This is a genomic window from Micromonospora sp. NPDC051300, assembly GCF_044455315.1.
Lineage (GTDB): Bacteria > Actinomycetota > Actinomycetes > Mycobacteriales > Micromonosporaceae > Micromonospora > Micromonospora robiginosa.
On record NZ_JBITEP010000001.1, the window covers coordinates 258,799 to 277,824 of the forward strand.

A 19,026-nucleotide genomic window follows, 5' to 3' on the forward strand; every position below is an offset into this window, starting at 1 on the left:
GCAGTACAGACGACGACATAGGGGACACAGTGCTCGACGTCAACTTCTTCGACGAGCTGCGCATCGGTCTCGCCACCGCCGACGACATCCGTCAGTGGTCCCACGGCGAGGTCAAGAAGCCCGAGACCATCAACTACCGCACCCTGAAGCCGGAAAAGGACGGGCTCTTCTGCGAGAAGATCTTCGGTCCGCAGCGGGACTGGGAGTGCTACTGCGGTAAGTACAAGCGGGTCCGCTTCAAGGGCATCATCTGCGAGCGCTGCGGCGTCGAGGTGACCCGCTCCAAGGTTCGCCGGGAGCGGATGGGTCACATCGAGCTGGCCGCTCCGGTGACCCACATCTGGTACTTCAAGGGCGTGCCGAGCCGGCTGGGCTACCTGCTGGACCTCGCCCCGAAGGACCTCGAAAAGATCATCTACTTCGCCTCGTACGTCGTGACGAGCGTGGACGCCGAAGCGCGTCACCGCGACCTCTCGACCATCGAGAACGAGATCCTGGCCGAGAAGCGGCAGTCCGAGAACAGCCGCGACTCGGAGATCGAGAAGCGGGCCGCCAAGCTGGAGGCCGACCTGGCCGAGCTGGAGGCCGAGGGCGCGAAGGCGGACGTCCGGCGCAAGGTCAAGGAGGGCGGAGAGCGCGAGATGCGCCAGATCCGCGACCGGGCCCAGCGCGAGATCGACCGCCTCGACGAGGTCCTCGACACCTTCCGCAAGCTGGAGCCGAAGCAGCTCGTCACCGACGAGCTGCTCTACCGCGAGCTGCGCGACCGCTTCGGTGAGTACTTCACCGGCAGCATGGGCGCCGAGGCCATCAAGGCGCTGGTCCAGAACATGGACCTCACCGCCGAGGCGGAGAACCTGCGCGAGACCATCCGCTCCGGCAAGGGCCAGCGGAAGATCCGTGCGCTCAAGCGGCTGAAGGTCGTCGCGGCGTTCCAGAACACCCGGAACTCGCCGCTCGGCATGGTGCTGGACTGCGTCCCGGTCATCCCGCCGGACCTGCGCCCGATGGTGCAGCTCGACGGTGGCCGCTTCGCCACCTCCGACCTGAACGACCTCTACCGGCGTGTGATCAACCGGAACAACCGCCTCAAGCGGCTGATCGACCTCGGCGCGCCCGAGATCATCGTCAACAACGAGAAGCGGATGCTCCAGGAGGCCGTCGACGCGCTGTTCGACAACGGCCGTCGTGGTCGTCCGGTCACCGGCCCGGGTAACCGGCCGCTGAAGTCGCTCTCCGACATGCTCAAGGGCAAGCAGGGCCGGTTCCGTCAGAACCTGCTGGGCAAGCGCGTCGACTACTCCGGCCGTTCGGTCATCGTGGTCGGCCCGAAGCTCAAGCTGCACCAGTGCGGCCTGCCCAAGCAGATGGCGCTGGAGCTGTTCAAGCCGTTCGTGATGAAGCGGCTGGTCGACCTCAACCACGCGCAGAACATCAAGTCCGCCAAGCGGATGGTCGAGCGGCAGCGGCCGGTCGTGTGGGACGTGCTGGAAGAGGTCATCGGCGAGCACCCGGTCCTGCTGAACCGCGCGCCGACCCTGCACCGCCTGGGCATCCAGGCCTTCGAGCCGCAGCTGGTCGAGGGCAAGGCCATCCAGATCCACCCGCTGGTCTGCACCGCGTTCAACGCCGACTTCGACGGTGACCAGATGGCGGTGCACGTGCCGCTGTCCGCCGAGGCCCAGGCCGAGGCGCGGATCCTGATGCTGTCGTCGAACAACATCCTCAAGCCGGCCGACGGCAAGCCGGTCACCATGCCCACCCAGGACATGGTCATCGGTCTCTACCACCTGACCCACCTCACTCCGGGTGGCACGGGCGAGGGCCGGGCGTTCAGCTCGGACGCCGAGGCGCGGATGGCGTACGACAACGGCGAGCTGCACCTGCAGACGCCGGTCAAGATCCGGCTGCACGACGTGGTGGGTGTCGACAACGGCGCCGGCGCCGAGCCGTGGACCGCGCCGGAGGGCTGGGTCGAGGGCGAGCCGGTGACGGTGGAGACCACCCTGGGCCGGGTCCTGTTCAACGAGACGCTGCCCCCGGGCTACCGTTTCGTGAACTACGAGATCCGCAAGGGCCAGCTCTCCGCGATCGTCAACGACCTCGCGGAGCGGTTCCCGAAGGTGGCCCTGGCGGCCACCCTGGACGGGCTCAAGGAGGCCGGTTTCCACTGGGCCACCTGGTCCGGCGTCACGATCGGCATGGAGGACGTCATCGCTCCGCCGCGCAAGCGGGAGATCCTGGAGCGGTACGAGAAGGAAGCCGACCGGATCGACAAGCAGTACCAGCGTGGTCTGATGACCGCCGAGGAGCGTCGCGGCGAGCTCATCGAGATCTGGACCAAGGCGACCAACGAGGTCGCCAAGGAGATGGACACCGCGCTGCCGCAGGAGAACCCGCTGTGGAAGATGATCAACTCGGGTGCCCGCGGTAACCTGCTCCAGCTCCGGCAGATCGCGGCGATCCGTGGTCTGGTGGCCAACCCCAAGGGCGAGATCATCCCGCGGCCGATCAAGGCCTCGTACCGGGAGGGTCTGTCCGTGCTGGAGTACTTCATCTCCACGCACGGCGCCCGGAAGGGTCTCGCGGACACCGCCCTGCGTACCGCCGACTCGGGTTACCTGACCCGTCGTCTGGTGGACGTCTCGCAGGACGTCATCATCCGCGAGGAGGACTGCGGCACCGACCGTGCCATTCCGATGCAGATCGGTGAGCACCTGGACGGCAAGCTGGTCGTGCACGAGCACGCCGAGACCAGCGTGCACGCCCGGACACTCGCCGACGACATCAAGGGGTCGGACGGCACCGTGGTGGCCCACCGCGGCCAGGACATCAACTCCATCGGCGTCGACGCGATCGTCGCGGCCGGCGTGGAGACGGTGCGGGTGCGCAGCGTGCTCACCTGCGAGTCGAAGCTGGGCGTCTGCGGAGCGTGCTACGGCCGCTCGCTGCCGACCGGCAAGACCGTGGACGTCGGCGAGGCGGTCGGCATCATCGCCGCCCAGTCGATCGGTGAGCCCGGTACGCAGCTGACCATGCGTACCTTCCACACCGGTGGTGTCGCGGGTGAGGACATCACCCAGGGTCTGCCCCGTGTCCAGGAGATCTTCGAGGCCCGGGTGCCGAAGGGTAAGGCGCCCATCGCCGACACCCCCGGCCGGATCCGGATCGAGGACGGCGAGCGGTCCCGCAAGATCGTGGTCATCCCGGACGACGGCAGCGACGAGATCGTCTACGACAAGATCTCGAAGCGGGTCCGGCTCCGGGCGCACGACGGCGACCACGTCGAGGTCGGCGAGAAGCTCACCGAGGGCACCATCGACCCGCACGAGCTGCTGCGCATCCTCGGCCCGCGCGCGGTCCAGGTCCACCTGACCCAGGAGGTCCAGGAGGTCTACCGCTCGCAGGGTGTGCTCATCCACGACAAGCACATCGAGATCATCATCCGCCAGATGCTCAAGCGGGTGACGGTCATCGACTCCGGCTCGACCGAGTTCCTGCCGGGCGTGCTGGTCGACCGGGCGCTGTTCGAGTCGGAGAACCGCCGGCTCGTCGGCGAGGGTGGCGAGCCCGCCGCCGGTCGTCCGGTGCTGATGGGTATCACCAAGGCCTCGCTGGCCACGGATTCCTGGCTGTCGGCGGCCTCCTTCCAGGAGACCACCCGGGTGCTGACGGACGCGGCGATCCACGCCCGCAGCGACTCGCTGATCGGCCTCAAGGAGAACGTGATCATCGGTAAGCTCATCCCGGCCGGTACGGGCATCAGCAAGTACCGCAACGTCCGGGTCGAGCCGACCGAGGAGGCGAAGGCCAAGGTCTACTCGATGACCGGCTACCCGGAGACCGACTACGGCTTCGGGCCGGCCAGCGGCCAGGCGGTGCCGCTGGACGACTTCGACTTCGGGTCGTACCGCTAAATCGCACGAACGACGAGGCCCCCGGCACCCGCCGGGGGCCTCGTCGCGTTCCGGGGGCCGTCCCGGGGCGGCGCCGGGGCAGAATGGGGGCATGACGACCGTGCCCGGGCAGGTGCCCGTCGTGCCGCAGGCGCACCGCCACCCGCACGATCCCGAGCCGGTCCGCTCGACCAAGGCCCGTGCCGTCTTCGCCCTCGGCCTGATCGGGGCGCTGACCGGCTTCTTCGTCGGTGGGGTGGTGCCCGCCACCGTCGCGCTCACCCTGGCCCGGCAGGCCCGCCGGGAGGCGTACGCGTCGGGCGGCTACCTCACCGGCGCCGACTGGCTGCGTCGTGGCGAGAAACTGGCCCGGGTCGGCCTGGTGCTGACCGCGTTCGCGGTGGTGGCCGCCGTGGTGATCGGGGTGCTCCGGCACGCCGACGCGTCGTTCGGGCACGACTTCGCCCCGAACGTCGACTGACCGGGTGGGGGAGCGGCCCCGCGCCCGCCCACCCGGTGGTGACCCGCGACGGTAGCCTGGCCGGTGTCCGCCGCGTGGCGGGTGAGCCATGTGGACAGGAGGACGCCGTGACGGAACCGGCCCCGCCGGGAGGCGACCCGACCCGCCCGGACACCGGGTCGGATCCCGCCGCGCCGCCGGCCGCCGACGCGGTGAGCCCCTGGGCCGCCCCGCAGTCCTCGCCGCCGGATCCGGCTGTCGCTCCGCACGTGCCCGCTCCGGAGCCGGAACCGCGCTCCGCGCCGCCCGGCCCCTGGCCGCCGGCGGGGCCGTATCCGCCGGGCATGCCGTTCCCCGCGGGACCGCACGATACGGGCCGTCCCGGCCCCTACGCGCCCGGTCCGGGATCCGGCGGGCCGCTCCCGGCGCACGCGCCGGCGTACCACCCGGGGCAGCCGGGGTACGGCGCTCCCGGGCCGGCGCTCGGGGCGTACCCGGGAAGTGGGCCGGGCCACGGCGGCGGCTGGGGGCCGGCGTTGCCGCCGCCCCCGCGGGAGGCGCCCCGGCCGCCGAAGCGGGTCGACGCGGTGCCGGGCACCCCGTTCGGGGTGGTCCACCTCGACGTGCCGCCGGTCATGTCCGGGCTGGCGATCGGCTCGCTCGTCACCGGGATCGCGTCGATCCTGGTGTCGCTGCTGGTGTTCTGTTTCGGTGTGGCCGGGCCGGACTACGGCGGCGCGTGGGCGGCCGGCGCCTTCACCGTGCTCGGCGCGCTCGCCGGCGTCGGGGCGATCGTGGCCTGGCTCTTCGCCCGCCGACAGATCCGCCGTCCGGCGCCGCCGCCGGCGGTCCGGTTCACCGGCGGTGGCCTGGCCGTGGCCGGCCTCAGCTGCGGCGCGGTGGGGCTGCTGTTGAGCGTGGTCGGGCTCGGGATCGCGCTGGTGGTGCAGATCACCTGAGCGGGCCGAGGTCATCGTCCGGTTGTGACGGGAATGCCCGGGTCTGGGTGCCGGCCCCGAGGTCGGGCCCGCCGGGTCGCGCCCCGGCCGAGCCGGTACACTTGACGACGTAGGTGCCCATCGAGGGCGTGCCGGCGATCCGGGAGCCGGTCGGCGGGGCTGCGACGCGGTCCTTCCGAGCCGATCCGTTTTGACCGGCGCGGCTGTGATAGGTACTCTTTCCCCTTGCGCCCGGGCCAGCCCGGGCAATGCGTGCGTGCGCTGGAGCCGGTCAGCCGGTGATCGCGCGGTCGCACCACCAAGACCAAAGATCCGGTACGACGCGTCAGCGGCGCCACCGGGCCGTGACTCGGGCGACACGCCCGACCGCGGGTGCTGGGACACCGTCAGGTGACCCCGGCTGGAATGTAGGAGAGCCGTCCATCAGGTCGGCTGGAGCAGACAGCGCGGTCGCCTCGAAGCGGCCGAAGGGAGCGGAGAAACCCGGTGCCCACCATTCAGCAGCTGGTCCGGAAGGGCCGACAGGCCAAGACGACCAAGACCAAGACCCCGGCGCTCAAGGGGTCCCCCCAGCGTCGCGGCGTGTGCACCCGCGTGTACACCACCACCCCGAAGAAGCCGAACTCGGCGCTGCGCAAGGTCGCTCGTGTCAAGCTCAGCAGCCAGATCGAGGTGACCGCCTACATCCCGGGCGTCGGCCACAACCTGCAGGAGCACTCGATCGTGCTCGTGCGTGGCGGCCGTGTGAAGGACCTCCCCGGCGTGCGGTACAAGATCGTTCGCGGCTCGCTGGACACCCAGGGTGTCCGCAACCGCAAGCAGGCTCGCAGCCGTTACGGCGCGAAGAAGGAGAAGAGCTGACATGCCGCGTAAGGGACCCGCTCCGCGGAATCCGCTGGTCGCTGACCCGGTGTACAACTCGCCGCTGGTCACCCAGCTGGTGAACAAGATCCTGCTGCGCGGCAAGCGTCAGCTCGCCGAGCGCATCGTGTACGCCGCCCTGGAGGGCTGCCGCGAGAAGTCCGGCACCGACCCCGTCGTCACGCTCAAGCGGGCGATGGACAACGTGAAGCCGACGCTCGAGGTGCGTAGCCGCCGGGTCGGTGGCGCCACCTACCAGGTGCCGGTCGAGGTTCGTCCGGCCCGCGCGACCACCCTCGGTCTGCGCTGGCTGGTGACCTACTCCCGGGCGCGCCGCGAGAAGACCATGATCGAGCGGCTGATGAACGAGCTGCTGGACGCGAGCAACGGCCTCGGTGCCGCCGTCAAGCGGCGCGAGGACACGCACAAGATGGCCGAGTCCAACAAGGCCTTCGCGCACTACCGCTGGTAACACCTGAGGTTCCGGCGCCCACCAGGCGCCGGAACCAACCACCAGTTGTGTCGAGACGACGATAAGTAGGGATTGAAGTGGCCGCCGCAGACGCGCTCGCCAACGTACGCAACATCGGCATCATGGCGCACATCGATGCCGGTAAGACCACGACCACCGAGCGAATCCTCTTCTACACCGGCATCACGTACAAGATCGGCGAGGTCCACGAGGGCGCCGCCGTCATGGACTGGATGGAGCAGGAGCAGGAGCGCGGTATCACCATCACTTCCGCCGCCACGAAGTGCGAGTGGAAGGGCCACACGATCCAGATCATCGACACGCCCGGCCACGTCGACTTCACGGTCGAGGTGGAGCGGTCGCTGCGTGTTCTGGACGGTGCGGTCGCGGTGTACGACGGCGTGGCCGGTGTGGAGCCCCAGACGGAGAACGTCTGGCGCCAGGCGGACAAGTACAACGTCCCCCGGATGTGCTTCGTCAACAAGCTCGACCGGACCGGCGCCGACTTCTTCCGCTGCGTGCAGATGATGATCGACCGGCTCAACGCCACCCCGCTGGTGCTCCAGATCCCGATCGGCCTTGAGGGCGACCACATCGGCGTCGTCGACCTGATCGGCATGCGCGCCCTCACCTGGCGCGGGGAGACCCAGAAGGGTGAGGACTACGCGATCGAGGAGATCCCGGCCGAGCTGGCCGACTCCGCGGCCGAGTGGCGCGAGAAGCTGATGGAGACCCTGGCCGACGTCGACGACGCGGTGATGGAGAAGTACCTGGAGGGCGAGGAGATCTCCACCGAGGAGATCAAGGCCGCCATCCGTCGTGCCACCATCGCGGGCAAGGCGAACCCGGTGCTCTGCGGTTCGGCGTTCAAGAACAAGGGCGTGCAGCCCATGCTCGACGCCGTCATCGACTTCCTGCCGTCGCCGCTGGACGTTCCGGCGATCGAGGGTACGGCCACCGACGGCGAGACGCCGATGCTGCGGAAGCCGTCCCCCTCGGAGCCGTTCTCCGGCCTGGCGTTCAAGATCCAGACCGACAAGCACCTCGGCAAGCTCACCTACGTCCGGGTCTACTCCGGCGTGGTCGAGACCGGTACCCAGGTGGTCAACTCCACCAAGGACCGCAAGGAGCGCATCGGCAAGATCTACCAGATGCACGCCAACAAGCGGGAAGAGCGTGGCTCGGCCAAGGCCGGCGACATCATCGCGGTGCAGGGTCTGAAGCAGACCACCACCGGCGACACGCTCTGCGACTCGGCGAACCCGGTCATCCTGGAGTCGATGACCTTCCCGGAGCCGGTCATCGAGGTCGCGATCGAGCCGAAGACCAAGGCCGACCAGGAGAAGCTCAGCACCGCCATCCAGCGGCTCGCCGAGGAGGACCCGACGTTCCGGGTCAAGCTCGACGACCAGACCGGTCAGACGGTCATCTCCGGCATGGGCGAGCTGCACCTGGACATCCTGGTCGACCGGATGCGCCGCGAGTTCAACGTCGAGGCGAACATCGGTAAGCCGCAGGTGGCGTACCGCGAGACGATCCGCCGCACGGTGGACAAGATCGAGTACACCCACAAGAAGCAGACCGGTGGCTCCGGCCAGTACGCCCGCGTCATCGTGAGCGTCGAGCCGCTGCCCATGGGCAACGACTCGCCGACCTACGAGTTCGCCAACGCCGTCACCGGTGGCCGCATCCCCCGGGAGTTCATCCCGTCGGTGGACGCGGGCGCCCAGGACGCCATGCAGTACGGCATTCTCGCCGGCTTCCCGCTGGTGGGTGTCAAGCTGACGCTGCTGGACGGCCAGTACCACGAGGTCGACTCGTCCGAGATGGCGTTCAAGATCGCCGGTTCGATGGTGATGAAGGAGGCGGCCCGCAAGGCCGACCCCGCACTGCTCGAGCCGATGATGGCTGTTGAGGTCACCACTCCCGAGGAGAACATGGGTGACGTCATCGGCGACCTCAACTCCCGGCGGGGCATCATCCAGGCGATGGAGGAGCGCAGCGGCGCTCGCGTCGTCCGGGCCCTGGTGCCGCTGTCGGAGATGTTCGGCTACGTCGGCGACCTGCGGTCGAAGACCCAGGGCCGGGCTAGCTACAGCATGCAGTTCGACTCCTACGCCGAAGTGCCGCAGAGCGTGGCGAAGGAGATCATCGCCAAGGCGACGGGTGAGTGACGCTCACCCCGAGCTGACCCGGTGATCCGGGGCTGGTCGCGGGAGGGTTGTCCCGCCCGCGACCACCTCGGTCGGGTTGTGTGAATCCGGGCCTGTAGGCTTCATCGCCGCAGAACCCACAAAGGCTCTCCGGCCGTCAGGCCGGAAAGGCTGTCGACAGAGTCCTACGCGCCGACCGGCGCACCGGGGCGAACGAACCAAGAAAGTCCACAGGAGGACACCAGTGGCGAAGGCGAAGTTCGAGCGGACTAAGCCGCACGTCAACATCGGCACCATTGGTCACATCGACCACGGTAAGACGACGCTGACGGCGGCCATCACGAAGGTCCTGCACGACCAGTACCCGGACCTGAACCCGTACACGCCGTTCGACGAGATCGACAAGGCGCCGGAGGAGAAGGCCCGCGGCATCACGATCTCGATCGCGCACGTCGAGTACCAGACCGAGGCGCGTCACTACGCGCACGTCGACTGCCCCGGTCACGCCGACTACATCAAGAACATGATCACCGGTGCCGCGCAGATGGACGGCGCGATCCTGGTGGTGGCGGCGACCGACGGCCCGATGCCGCAGACCCGCGAGCACGTGCTGCTGGCCCGTCAGGTCGGTGTGCCGTACATCGTCGTGGCGCTCAACAAGAGCGACATGGTCGACGACGAGGAGCTCCTGGAGCTCGTCGAGCTCGAGGTCCGCGAGCTGCTGTCGGCGCAGGAGTACCCGGGTGACGACCTGCCGGTCGTCCAGGTCTCCGCGCTGAAGGCGCTCGAGGGCGACCCGGTCTGGACCGAGAAGCTGCTCGAGCTGATGAACGCGGTCGACACCGCGATCCCGCAGCCGGAGCGCGAGACCGAGAAGCCGTTCCTCATGCCCGTCGAGGACGTGTTCACGATCACCGGTCGCGGTACGGTCGTCACCGGCCGTGTCGAGCGTGGCGTGCTGCTCCCGAACGAGGACGTCGAGGTTGTCGGCATCCGCGAGAAGGGCTTCAAGACCAAGGTCACCGCGATCGAGATGTTCCGGAAGACCCTGGACGACGCCCGCGCAGGTGAGAACGTCGGCCTGCTGCTGCGTGGCACCAAGCGCGAGGACGTCGAGCGCGGCATGGTGGTCATCAAGCCGGGCACCAACACCCCGCACACGGAGTTCGAGGCGACGGTCTACATCCTCTCCAAGGAGGAGGGCGGCCGGCACACCCCGTTCTTCCAGAACTACCGCCCGCAGTTCTACTTCCGGACCACGGACGTCACCGGCGTCGTCACGCTGCCCGAGGGCACCGAGATGGTCATGCCGGGCGACAACACCACCATGTCGGTGAAGCTGATCCAGCCCATCGCCATGGAGGACAACCTCAAGTTCGCGATTCGCGAGGGTGGTCGTACGGTCGGCGCGGGTCGCGTCACCAAGATCGTCAAGTGAGCTGGGTAACCCCGATTAGCGTCGCCGCCGGTCGTGCGGCATACTAGTCAGGTTGCGTAACGGCAGTAGGTCGACCGCGTCCGGTTGAGGCTGGACCTCCGGAAGGCAGACTGTCATCGCGTGGGGTGGTTGATCGCCATCAGCGGTCAACCACCCTCGCGCGGCGTCCGGGTCGTGTTATCCGCGATCGGCGCCATGACCCACCGCGAGGTCAGAGAATCGCTCCGGAGCCCCGGGGCGGAGCCTGGTCCACGGGCGCGACACGCCCGACCGCGGGGGTCGGCGAAGCGGGGCTGCACCAGCCGGTACAGGCACCCGCAAGACAGCGGCATCGAGAGAAGGAACAGAAGCCACCATGGCGGGACAGAAGATCCGCATCCGGCTCAAGGCCTATGACCACGAGGTCGTCGACTCGTCGGCTCGGAAGATCGTCGAGACGGTGACGCGTACCGGGGCGCAGGTCGCTGGCCCGGTGCCGCTGCCCACGGAGATCAACCGTTTCTGCGTCATCCGCTCGCCGCACAAGTACAAGGACTCGCGCGAGCACTTCGAGATGCGCACGCACAAGCGTCTGATCGACATCATCGACCCGACCCCGAAGACGGTCGACTCGCTCATGCGCCTCGACCTGCCGGCTGGCGTCGACATCGAGATCAAGCTGTAGGGATCGATCAAATGGACAGGCAAGTCAAGGGGATCCTGGGCGCCAAGCTCGGCATGACCCAGGTCTGGGACAACAACAAGGTCGTCCCCGTGACCGTGGTCGAGGCCGGCCCGTGCGTCGTGAGCCAGGTTCGTAGCGCAGAGAAGGACGGCTACGCCGCCGTTCAGCTCGCCTACGGAGCCATCGACCCGCGCAAGGTCAAGAAGCCGGTCGCCGGGCACTACGCCAAGGCGGACGTGGCGCCGCGCCGGCACATCGTCGAGCTGCGCACCGCGGACGCCGCGGACTACACGCCGGGCCAGGAGGTCACGGTCGGCGAGTTCCCCGCCGGCGCCGTGATCGACGTGACCGGCAAGACCAAGGGCAAGGGCTACGCCGGCCCGATGAAGCGGCACGGCTTCCACGGTCTGCGCGCCAGCCACGGTGTCGAGCGCAAGCACCGCTCGCCCGGCTCGATCGGCGCCTGCGCGACCCCGGGTCGCGTCTTCAAGGGCACCCGGATGGCGGGCCGGATGGGTGGCGTGCGCTACACCGTCCAGAACCTGACCGTCCAGGCGGTCGACACCGAGAACAACCTCCTGCTCGTCCGCGGCGCCATCCCGGGCCCCAAGGGCGCGCTGGTCCTGGTCCGCACGGCGGCCAAGGCGAAGGTGAAGAAGGGCGGTGTGGCCAAGTGACCACCGTTGACGTCCTCAACGTCGAAGGCGGCAAGAGCGGCTCCGTCGAGCTGCCGGCCGACATCTTCGACGTGCAGGCGAACATCGCGCTGATGCACCAGGTCGTGGTGGCTCAGCTCGCGGCGGCCCGACAGGGCACGCACAAGACCAAGAGCCGCGGCGAGGTCTCCGGCGGTGGCCGGAAGCCCTACAAGCAGAAGGGCACCGGTCGTGCCCGCCAGGGCTCGACCCGCGCGCCGCAGTTCGCCGGCGGTGGCGTGGTCCACGGCCCGGTGCCGCGTGACTACAGCCAGCGGACCCCGAAGAAGATGAAGGCCGCCGCCCTGCGTGGCGCCCTCTCCGACCGGGCCCGCGCCGGCCAGGTGCACGTCGTCGAGGCGTTCGTCTCGGGCGAGCAGCCGTCCACCAAGGCGGCGCTGGCCACGCTGACCAATCTGACCAGCGCCCGTCGGGTCCTGGTCGTGCTGAGCAGCACCGACGAGCTGAACTGGGTGTCGCTGCGGAACCTGCGCAACGCGCGGGACAGCCGGGTGCACCTCATCGAGGCCGGCCAGCTCAACACCTACGACGTGCTGGTGGCCGACGACGTGGTCTTCACCAAGGAGGCCCTGGACGAGTTCCTGGGCGTGCCAGCCGAGACCACCGAGGAGGGTGGCAAGTGAGCACGATCGCCGATCCGCGTGACGTCATCGTCGCGCCGGTCGTCTCGGAGAAGAGCTACAGCGAGCTGAACCGGAACTGGTACACCTTCCTGGTGCACCCGGACGCGAACAAGACCGAGATCAAGATCGCTATCCAGCAGATCTTCAACGTCCGCGTCCTGACGGTCAACACGCTCAACCGCGAGGGCAAGCGCAAGCGGACCCGCACCGGGTTCGGCAAGCGCAAGGACACCAAGCGCGCGATGGTGAAGCTGGCTGACGGTGACCGTATCGAGGCCTTCGGCGGCCCGGTCAGCTGAGGGGTGTAGACAATGGCTATCCGTAAGTACAAGCCGACGACGCCGGGCCGACGCGGTTCCAGCGTCGCCGACTTCGCCGAGATCACCCGGTCCACGCCGGAGAAGTCGCTGCTGGCTCCGCTGCCGAAGAAGGGCGGACGCAACGCCCACGGCCGGATCACCACGCGGCACCACGGTGGCGGTCACAAGCGGCAGTACCGTCTGATCGACTTCAAGCGGGTCGACAAGGACGGCGTGCCGGCGAAGGTCGCCCACATCGAGTACGACCCGAACCGCACCGCGCGCATCGCGCTGCTGCACTACGCCGACGGCGAGAAGCGCTACATCCTCGCGCCGAAGGACCTGAAGCAGGGCGACCGTGTCGAGTCCGGTCCGGGCGCCGACATCAAGCCGGGCAACAACCTGCCGCTGCGCAACATCCCGGTCGGTACGACGGTCCACAACGTGGAGCTGCGTCCCGGCGGCGGCGCCAAGCTGGCCCGTTCGGCAGGCGTCGGCATACAGCTGCTCGGCCGTGAGGGCGCGTACGCGACCCTGCGTATGCCGTCCGGCGAGATCCGGCGGGTCGACGTGCGCTGCCGCGCCAGCGTCGGCGAGATCGGCAACGCCGACCAGTCGAACATCAACTGGGGCAAGGCCGGCCGCATGCGCTGGAAGGGCAAGCGCCCCACCGTCCGTGGTGTCGCGATGAACCCGGTCGACCACCCGCACGGTGGTGGTGAGGGTAAGACCTCCGGTGGTCGCCACCCGGTCAACCCGCAGGGTAAGCCCGAGGGCCGCACCCGTCGTAAGGGCCAGCCGAGCGACCGGCTGATCGTCCGCCGCCGCTACGCCACGCGTAAGCGCGGCTGAGGGAGATAAGACATGCCTCGCAGCCTGAAGAAGGGCCCGTTCGTCGACGACCACCTGCTCAAGAAGGTGGAGACGCAGAACGACAAGGGCTCGAAGAACGTGATCAAGACCTGGTCGCGGCGCTCGACGATCATCCCGGAGATGCTGGGTCACACGATCGCCGTGCACGACGGACGCAAGCACGTCCCGGTCTTCGTGACCGAGGCCATGGTCGGGCACAAGCTCGGCGAGTTCGCGCTGACCCGCACGTTCAAGGGTCACGAGAAGGACGACCGGAAGAGCCGCCGGCGCTGACGCCGCGGGCATACGGATAGAGGAACAAGGGGTTACAGCGATGCCAGGAAAGGGCGACGCTCCGGTGCTTCCGGGCGCGCGGGCGGTTGCGCGGCACGTGCGCATCTCGCCGATGAAGGCGCGCCGGGTGGTCAACCTCGTCCGCGGCCTGCCCGCGAAGGAGGCGCTCACGGTGCTGCAGTTCGCGCCGCAGGCTGCGAGCGAGCAGGTGTACAAGGTGCTCGCGAGCGCGATCGCCAACGCGGAGAACAACGAGCGGCTGGACCCCGACGCGCTGCTCGTCAGCGAGGCGTTCGTCGACGAGGGCCCGACGATGAAGCGGTTCCGGCCGCGGGCGCAGGGTCGTGCCTACCGGATCCGCAAGCGGACCTGCCACATCACCGTGGCGGTCGAGGCGGTGGCTCCGGCCGCGCCGAAGAAGTCGGCCAAGAAGGCCGCTCCGGCCAAGCAGGCCGAGCCGGCGCAGGCGCAGAGCACGACGGAGGGTGCCGAGTAATGGGTCAGAAGGTTCACCCCACTGGGTTCCGGCTCGGCATCTCGACCGACTGGAAGTCCCGCTGGTTCGCGGACAAGCTCTACAAGGACTACATCGGCGAGGACGTCAAGATCCGCCGCATGATGTCCAAGGGCCTCGAGCGCGCCGGCATCTCCAAGGTCGACATCGAGCGCACCCGGGACCGGGTCCGCGTGGACATCCACACCGCTCGGCCGGGCATCGTCATCGGCCGTAAGGGTGCGGAGGCCGACCGGATCCGTGGTGAGCTGGAGAAGCTCACCGGCAAGCAGGTCCAGCTGAACATCATCGAGGTGAAGAGCCCGGAGGCGGACGCGCAGCTCGTCGCCCAGGGCGTCGCCGAGCAGCTGTCCAGCCGGGTCAGCTTCCGTCGGGCCATGCGCAAGTCGATGCAGTCCGCGATGAAGAACCCCGCCTGCAAGGGCATCCGGGTTCAGGTCTCGGGCCGTCTCGGCGGCGCCGAGATGAGCCGGACCGAGTTCTACCGCGAGGGCCGGGTTCCGCTGCACACGCTGCGGGCCAACATCGAGTACGGCTTCTTCGAGGCCCGTACCACCTTCGGCCGGATCGGCGTGAAGGTGTGGATCTACAAGGGTGACGCCGTCCCGGGCCGCGAGGCCCCGGCCGAGGCCGCCCCGTCGCGCGGCCCGCGCCGCGACCGTGGCGACCGGCCGGAGCGGCCGCGTCGTGGCCGGTCGGGCTCGTCGGGTACGACCGCCGGCGGTACCGAGGCCGGCCGGGCTGCCGCGACCACCATCGCGCAGCAGGCGGAGACGCCGGCCGGTGAGCCGGTCGACAGCAACGCTGTCGCCGCCGCCGCCTCGGCTCCGAACCAGCCGGCAGAACAGCAGCAGGAGGGCTGACAGATGCTGATGCCGCGCAAGCCCCCGAAGGGCTTCCGCAAGCCGCACCACCCGGACCGCAGTGGCGCGTCCAAGGGTGGTAACCGGGTGGTGTTCGGCGAGTTCGGGATCCAGGCTCTCGAGCCGGCGTACGTGACCAACCGCCAGATCGAGTCGGCGCGTATCGCGATGACCCGTCACATCAAGCGTGGCGGCAAGGTCTGGATCACGATCTTCCCGGACCAGGCCCTCACCAAGAAGCCGGCCGAGACCCGGATGGGTTCCGGTAAGGGTTCGCCGGAGTGGTGGGTCGCCAACGTGAAGCCGGGGCGGGTCCTCTTCGAGATGTCCTTCCCCAACGAGCAGATCGCGCGAGAGGCGATGCGTCGCGCGATCCACAAGCTCCCGATGAAGTGCCGCATTGTTACGCGCGAAGTGGGTGAATCCTGATGGCAGCGGGCGTCAAGGCCTCCGAGCTGCGTGAGCTCTCCGAGGAGGAGCTGGTCACGAAGCTGCGCGAGGCGAAGGCGGAGCTGTTCAACCTCCGCGTGCAGGGCGCGACCGGGCAGCTGGACAACAACCGGCGGCTGCAGGTCATCCGTCGGGAGATCGCCCGGATCTACACGATCATGCGTGAGCGTGAGTTGGGTCTCTCGACCGCGCCGACTGAGGTGACTGCATCATGAGTGACGAGAACGCCACCGCCGCCGTGCGGGCCCGCCGTAAGGTCCGTGAGGGCCTCGTGGTGAGCGACAAGATGGACAAGACCGTCGTGGTCGAGGTCGAGGACCGGGTCAAGCACGCGCTGTACGGCAAGATCATGCGCCGTACGCGCAAGCTGAAGGTCCACGACGAGCAGAACTCCGCCGGGATCGGCGACCGCGTCTCGATCATGGAGACCCGGCCGCTCTCCGCCACCAAGCGGTGGCGGCTCGTGGAGATCCTCGAGAAGGCCAAGTAGCGAAGGCTCGAGCTCGGCCGGGATCGGTCGGGCGCAGGTTCCGCCAGGCTCCGGCCGCTTCCGGGCGGCCGGAGAACCGGCAGACATAGGAGATAGACGTGATTCAGCAGGAGTCGCGACTGCGCGTCGCCGACAACACGGGTGCCCGGGAGATCCTGTGCATCCGGGTTCTCGGTGGCTCCGGTCGGCGCTACGCGAGCATCGGCGACGTCATCGTGGCCACGGTCAAGGACGCGATCCCCGGTGCCGGTGTGAAGAAGGGCGACGTCGTCAAGGCCGTCGTCGTTCGGACCGCCAAGGAGAGGCGGCGGCCGGACGGGTCGTACATCCGCTTCGACGAGAACGCCGCCGTCATCATCAAGGACGGTGGGGACCCGCGCGGTACCCGCATCTTCGGCCCGGTGGGCCGCGAGCTGCGGGACAAGCGGTTCATGAAGATCATCTCTCTCGCGCCGGAGGTGTTGTGACCGTGAAGGTCAAGAAGGGCGACACGGTCGTCGTCATCGCCGGCAAGGACAAGGGTGCCAAGGGCAAGGTCATCGCGGCCTACCCGCGGCAGGACAAGGTCCTGGTCGAGGGCGTGAACCGGGTCAAGAAGCACACTCGCATCAGCACCACCCAGCGTGGCGCCAAGACCGGTGGCATCGTCACCCAGGAAGCCCCGATCCACGTCTCGAACGTGATGGTCGTGGACTCCGACGGCAAGCCGACCCGCGTCGGCTACCGGATCGACGACAACGGCCAGAAGGTCCGCATCGCGCGTAGCACCGGTAAGGACCTGTGATGACCACGGCTACCGAAACGAAGACCCTGCCGCGTCTCAAGGAGCGGTACCGCAACGAGGTCGTGGCGAAGCTGCAGGAGCAGTACGCCTACGGCAACCCCATGCAGGTGCCCGGTCTGGTCAAGATCGTGGTCAACATGGGTGTCGGCGAGGCCGCTCGGGACGCCAAGCTGATCGACGGCGCCGTCCGCGACCTGGCCACCATCACCGGCCAGAAGCCGCTGGTCCGGCGGGCCACCAAGTCCATCGCGCAGTTCAAGCTGCGTGAGGGCATGCCGATCGGCGCGAAGGTCACCCTGCGCGGCGACCGGATGTGGGAGTTCCTGGACCGGCTGCTGTCCATCGCGCTGCCGCGTATCCGTGACTTCCGCGGTCTGGACGGGCGCAAGCTCGACGGGCACGGCAACTACACGTTCGGTCTGACCGAGCAGTCGGTGTTCCACGAGATCGACCAGGACAAGATCGATCGCCAGCGGGGCATGGACATCACGGTGGTCACGACCGCCACGACCGACGACGAGGGCCGGGCGCTGCTCAAGCTCCTGGGCTTCCCGTTCAAGGAGAACTGAGATGGCCAAGAAGGCGCTGATCCTCAAGGCGGCCGCGAAGCCGAAGTTCTCGGTTCGCGCGTACACCCGCTGCCAGCGGTGCGGGCGTCCGAAGGCGGTCTACCGCAAGTTCGGTCTCTGCCGGGTGTGCATCCGGGAGATGGCCCACCGCGGTGAGCTGCCCGGCGTGTCCAAGGCTTCCTGGTAATAGCCCGGCGCGCTCCGGCGCGTCAGCTGAACTGTCTCTTCGCCGTAGGCCCCGGGCCTGGCCCGGGGAACCCCGGCGAGAAAGGTTGACGAGTTTTCATGACGATGACCGACCCGATCGCAGACATGCTCACGCGTCTGCGTAACGCCAACCAGGCGTACCACGACCGGGTGACGATGCCCTACTCGAAGATCAAGGCGAACATCGCCGAGGTCCTCAAGGCCGAGGGTTACATCGCCGCCTGGTCGGTCGAGGACCCCGAGGAGGGTGCCGTCGGCAAGCGACTGGTCGTCGAGCTGAAGTACGGCCAGAGCCGCGAGCGGAGCCTGGCCGGCATCAAGCGCGTGTCCAAGCCCGGTCTCCGGGTTTACGCCAAGTCGGACGGGCTCCCGCGGGTGCTCGGCGGGCTGGGTGTGGCGATCATTTCGACGTCCCAGGGGCTGCTCACCGACCGGCAGGCCCGCAAGCGGAGCGTTGGCGGGGAAGTCCTCGCCTTCGTCTGGTAACGGGAGACTGGAAGAAATGTCGCGTATTGGACGTAAGTCGATCCCGGTGCCTTCCGGCGTCGACATCACGATCGACGGCCAGACCGTCAAGGTCAAGGGCCCCAAGGGCGAGCTGAGCCACGTGCTGGCCGAGCCGATCACGGCGGAGCGCAGCGAGAACGGTGAGCTGCAGGTCAACCGGCCCAACGACGAGCGCAAGGCCAAGGAGCTCCACGGCCTGAGCCGTACCCTGGTGGCGAACATGATCGTCGGGGTGACCGAGGGCTACCGCAAGAGCCTGGAGATCGCCGGCACCGGTTACCGCGTGACCGCCAAGGGCAAGGACCTCGAGTTCGCGCTCGGGTTCTCGCACCCGGTCGTCGTGCAGGCGCCGGACGGCATCACCTTCACGGTCGAGCGGCCCACGCTGTTCCACGTGGCCGGCATCGACAAGCAGCAGGTCGGCGAGGTCGCCGCCAACATCCGGAAGATCCGTCCGCCGGAGCCCTACAAGGGCAAGGGCGTGAAGTACCAGGGCGAGGTCATCCGCCGTAAGGCTGGAAAGGCAGGTAAGAAGTGAGCGCCACGCTGCTCAAGCGCCGCCGCGGCGTTGCCGCCAAGCGTGCCGTCGGGCGTGCGCGTCGGCACTTCCGGGTCCGCAAGAACGTCAGCGGCACCGGCGAGCGTCCCCGCCTCGTCGTCACCCGTTCCCTGCGGCACATGGTCGCCCAGGTCGTCGACGACACCAAGGGTCACACCCTGGCGTCGGCCTCGACCATGGACGCCTCGCTGCGCGGCGCCGAGGGCAACAAGAGTGCCCTGGCCGGCAAGGTCGGCGCCCTGCTCGCCGAGCGTGCCAAGGCCGCCGGCGTCTCGAAGGTCGTCTTCGACCGCGGCGGCAACCGGTACGCGGGGCGGGTCGCCGCGCTTGCCGACGCCGCCCGCGAAGCCGGGCTCGAGTTCTAGAAACCCCGTCACGAGAGAGAAGGAAGGCTGC

At 68.6% G+C, this 19,026-nt stretch carries 25 protein-coding genes; all 25 read left to right on the forward strand.

Annotated features, from left to right (window positions below; all coding sequences use genetic code 11):
- Positions 1–29: 29 nt before the first annotated feature.
- The gene (locus ACIA5A_RS01290; protein WP_396755259.1) at positions 30–3,917 is read left to right on the forward strand and encodes a DNA-directed RNA polymerase subunit beta'; all 3,888 of its coding nucleotides are present in this window, start codon (positions 30–32) and stop codon (positions 3,915–3,917) included.
- A 91-nt stretch (positions 3,918–4,008) separates the two neighbouring features.
- Positions 4,009–4,377 (forward strand): hypothetical protein, encoded by a 369-nt coding sequence (locus ACIA5A_RS01295; protein WP_396755261.1) that lies wholly within the window; start codon positions 4,009–4,011, stop codon positions 4,375–4,377.
- A gap of 566 nt (positions 4,378–4,943) precedes the next feature.
- Positions 4,944–5,315, forward strand: coding sequence for a hypothetical protein (locus ACIA5A_RS01300; protein ID WP_396755827.1), 372 nt, complete (start codon positions 4,944–4,946; stop codon positions 5,313–5,315).
- 486 nt (positions 5,316–5,801) lie between these two features.
- Positions 5,802–6,176 carry a 30S ribosomal protein S12 gene (rpsL, locus tag ACIA5A_RS01305; RefSeq protein WP_007465318.1) on the forward strand — a complete coding sequence of 125 codons (375 nt, stop codon included), beginning with the start codon at positions 5,802–5,804 and terminating at the stop codon, positions 6,174–6,176.
- A gap of 1 nt (position 6,177) precedes the next feature.
- Positions 6,178–6,648, forward strand: coding sequence for a 30S ribosomal protein S7 (gene rpsG / locus ACIA5A_RS01310; protein ID WP_091065767.1), 471 nt, complete (start codon positions 6,178–6,180; stop codon positions 6,646–6,648).
- A 77-nt stretch (positions 6,649–6,725) separates the two neighbouring features.
- A complete protein-coding gene (gene fusA / locus ACIA5A_RS01315) occupies positions 6,726–8,822 on the forward strand; it encodes an elongation factor G (protein WP_181570342.1) in 2,097 nt (698 codons plus the stop codon).
- Between the two features lie 223 nt (positions 8,823–9,045).
- Positions 9,046–10,239 carry an elongation factor Tu gene (gene tuf, locus ACIA5A_RS01320; RefSeq protein WP_181570341.1) on the forward strand — a complete coding sequence of 398 codons (1,194 nt, stop codon included), beginning with the start codon at positions 9,046–9,048 and terminating at the stop codon, positions 10,237–10,239.
- Positions 10,240–10,594: 355 nt separating this feature from the next.
- A complete protein-coding gene (gene rpsJ / locus ACIA5A_RS01325; protein ID WP_007073037.1) occupies positions 10,595–10,903 on the forward strand; it encodes a 30S ribosomal protein S10 in 309 nt (102 codons plus the stop codon).
- A gap of 11 nt (positions 10,904–10,914) precedes the next feature.
- Complete coding sequence (gene rplC / locus ACIA5A_RS01330) at positions 10,915–11,580, forward strand: 50S ribosomal protein L3 (RefSeq protein WP_396755264.1); 666 nt, start codon at positions 10,915–10,917, stop codon at positions 11,578–11,580.
- Positions 11,577–12,242 carry a 50S ribosomal protein L4 gene (rplD, locus tag ACIA5A_RS01335; RefSeq protein ID WP_396755266.1) on the forward strand — a complete coding sequence of 222 codons (666 nt, stop codon included), beginning with the start codon at positions 11,577–11,579 and terminating at the stop codon, positions 12,240–12,242. Before rplC ends, rplD begins: the two co-directional genes overlap by 4 nt.
- Complete coding sequence (gene rplW, locus ACIA5A_RS01340) at positions 12,239–12,541, forward strand: 50S ribosomal protein L23 (RefSeq protein ID WP_013288632.1); 303 nt, start codon at positions 12,239–12,241, stop codon at positions 12,539–12,541. The genes rplD and rplW overlap by 4 nt, the downstream gene beginning before the upstream one ends.
- 12 nt (positions 12,542–12,553) lie before the next feature.
- On the forward strand, positions 12,554–13,393 hold the full coding sequence (gene rplB, locus ACIA5A_RS01345) for a 50S ribosomal protein L2 (RefSeq protein WP_278109425.1): 840 nt from the start codon (positions 12,554–12,556) through the stop codon (positions 13,391–13,393).
- 12 nt (positions 13,394–13,405) lie between these two features.
- A complete protein-coding gene (gene rpsS, locus ACIA5A_RS01350; protein WP_007073032.1) occupies positions 13,406–13,687 on the forward strand; it encodes a 30S ribosomal protein S19 in 282 nt (93 codons plus the stop codon).
- Positions 13,688–13,727: 40 nt separating this feature from the next.
- On the forward strand, positions 13,728–14,183 hold the full coding sequence (gene rplV / locus ACIA5A_RS01355) for a 50S ribosomal protein L22 (protein ID WP_107157440.1): 456 nt from the start codon (positions 13,728–13,730) through the stop codon (positions 14,181–14,183).
- Positions 14,183–15,064 (forward strand): 30S ribosomal protein S3, encoded by an 882-nt coding sequence (rpsC, locus tag ACIA5A_RS01360; RefSeq protein ID WP_396755269.1) that lies wholly within the window; start codon positions 14,183–14,185, stop codon positions 15,062–15,064. The genes rplV and rpsC overlap by 1 nt, the downstream gene beginning before the upstream one ends.
- Positions 15,065–15,067: 3 nt before the next feature.
- Positions 15,068–15,493, forward strand: coding sequence for a 50S ribosomal protein L16 (rplP, locus tag ACIA5A_RS01365; protein WP_007465292.1), 426 nt, complete (start codon positions 15,068–15,070; stop codon positions 15,491–15,493).
- Positions 15,493–15,729, forward strand: a complete 237-nt coding sequence (gene rpmC, locus ACIA5A_RS01370; protein WP_091065796.1) for a 50S ribosomal protein L29 — start codon at positions 15,493–15,495, stop codon at positions 15,727–15,729. The genes rplP and rpmC overlap by 1 nt, the downstream gene beginning before the upstream one ends.
- Positions 15,726–16,004: a 30S ribosomal protein S17 gene (rpsQ, locus tag ACIA5A_RS01375; RefSeq protein ID WP_181570335.1), complete on the forward strand. Its 279-nt coding sequence runs from the start codon at positions 15,726–15,728 to the stop codon at positions 16,002–16,004. The genes rpmC and rpsQ overlap by 4 nt, the downstream gene beginning before the upstream one ends.
- A 98-nt stretch (positions 16,005–16,102) precedes the next feature.
- Positions 16,103–16,471 carry a 50S ribosomal protein L14 gene (gene rplN / locus ACIA5A_RS01380; RefSeq protein WP_007465279.1) on the forward strand — a complete coding sequence of 123 codons (369 nt, stop codon included), beginning with the start codon at positions 16,103–16,105 and terminating at the stop codon, positions 16,469–16,471.
- Positions 16,468–16,788, forward strand: coding sequence for a 50S ribosomal protein L24 (gene rplX, locus ACIA5A_RS01385; RefSeq protein ID WP_018217055.1), 321 nt, complete (start codon positions 16,468–16,470; stop codon positions 16,786–16,788). The genes rplN and rplX overlap by 4 nt, the downstream gene beginning before the upstream one ends.
- Positions 16,788–17,357, forward strand: a complete 570-nt coding sequence (gene rplE, locus ACIA5A_RS01390) for a 50S ribosomal protein L5 (protein WP_091065804.1) — start codon at positions 16,788–16,790, stop codon at positions 17,355–17,357. The genes rplX and rplE overlap by 1 nt, the downstream gene beginning before the upstream one ends.
- A gap of 1 nt (position 17,358) precedes the next feature.
- Positions 17,359–17,544, forward strand: coding sequence for a type Z 30S ribosomal protein S14 (locus ACIA5A_RS01395; protein WP_007073023.1), 186 nt, complete (start codon positions 17,359–17,361; stop codon positions 17,542–17,544).
- A gap of 98 nt (positions 17,545–17,642) precedes the next feature.
- Positions 17,643–18,050, forward strand: coding sequence for a 30S ribosomal protein S8 (gene rpsH / locus ACIA5A_RS01400; RefSeq protein WP_091065808.1), 408 nt, complete (start codon positions 17,643–17,645; stop codon positions 18,048–18,050).
- Positions 18,051–18,066: 16 nt separating this feature from the next.
- Complete coding sequence (rplF, locus tag ACIA5A_RS01405; protein ID WP_278109429.1) at positions 18,067–18,609, forward strand: 50S ribosomal protein L6; 543 nt, start codon at positions 18,067–18,069, stop codon at positions 18,607–18,609.
- Positions 18,606–18,995 carry a 50S ribosomal protein L18 gene (gene rplR, locus ACIA5A_RS01410; RefSeq protein WP_396755273.1) on the forward strand — a complete coding sequence of 130 codons (390 nt, stop codon included), beginning with the start codon at positions 18,606–18,608 and terminating at the stop codon, positions 18,993–18,995. The genes rplF and rplR overlap by 4 nt, the downstream gene beginning before the upstream one ends.
- Positions 18,996–19,026: the final 31 nt, after the last annotated feature.

Excerpts from the sequence above, each read along its gene's own strand:
- rpsC (WP_396755269.1), top strand. The coding sequence starts at position 14,183 with ATGGGTCAGAAGGTTCACCCCACTGGGTTCCGGCTCGGCATCTCGACC.
- rpsH (WP_091065808.1), top strand. The coding sequence starts at position 17,643 with ATGACGATGACCGACCCGATCGCAGACATGCTCACGCGTCTGCGTAAC.
- rplP (WP_007465292.1), top strand. The coding sequence starts at position 15,068 with ATGCTGATGCCGCGCAAGCCCCCGAAGGGCTTCCGCAAGCCGCACCAC.
- rplB (WP_278109425.1), top strand. The coding sequence starts at position 12,554 with ATGGCTATCCGTAAGTACAAGCCGACGACGCCGGGCCGACGCGGTTCC.
- rplC (WP_396755264.1), top strand. The coding sequence starts at position 10,915 with ATGGACAGGCAAGTCAAGGGGATCCTGGGCGCCAAGCTCGGCATGACC.
- rpsG (WP_091065767.1), top strand. The coding sequence starts at position 6,178 with ATGCCGCGTAAGGGACCCGCTCCGCGGAATCCGCTGGTCGCTGACCCG.
- rplE (WP_091065804.1), top strand. The coding sequence starts at position 16,788 with ATGACCACGGCTACCGAAACGAAGACCCTGCCGCGTCTCAAGGAGCGG.
- ACIA5A_RS01295 (WP_396755261.1), top strand. The coding sequence starts at position 4,009 with ATGACGACCGTGCCCGGGCAGGTGCCCGTCGTGCCGCAGGCGCACCGC.
- rpmC (WP_091065796.1), top strand. The coding sequence starts at position 15,493 with ATGGCAGCGGGCGTCAAGGCCTCCGAGCTGCGTGAGCTCTCCGAGGAG.
- rplF (WP_278109429.1), top strand. The coding sequence starts at position 18,067 with ATGTCGCGTATTGGACGTAAGTCGATCCCGGTGCCTTCCGGCGTCGAC.
- rpsQ (WP_181570335.1), top strand. The coding sequence starts at position 15,726 with ATGAGTGACGAGAACGCCACCGCCGCCGTGCGGGCCCGCCGTAAGGTC.
- rpsS (WP_007073032.1), top strand. The coding sequence starts at position 13,406 with ATGCCTCGCAGCCTGAAGAAGGGCCCGTTCGTCGACGACCACCTGCTC.
- rpsJ (WP_007073037.1), top strand. The coding sequence starts at position 10,595 with ATGGCGGGACAGAAGATCCGCATCCGGCTCAAGGCCTATGACCACGAG.
- rplV (WP_107157440.1), top strand. The coding sequence starts at position 13,728 with ATGCCAGGAAAGGGCGACGCTCCGGTGCTTCCGGGCGCGCGGGCGGTT.
- ACIA5A_RS01395 (WP_007073023.1), top strand. The coding sequence starts at position 17,359 with ATGGCCAAGAAGGCGCTGATCCTCAAGGCGGCCGCGAAGCCGAAGTTC.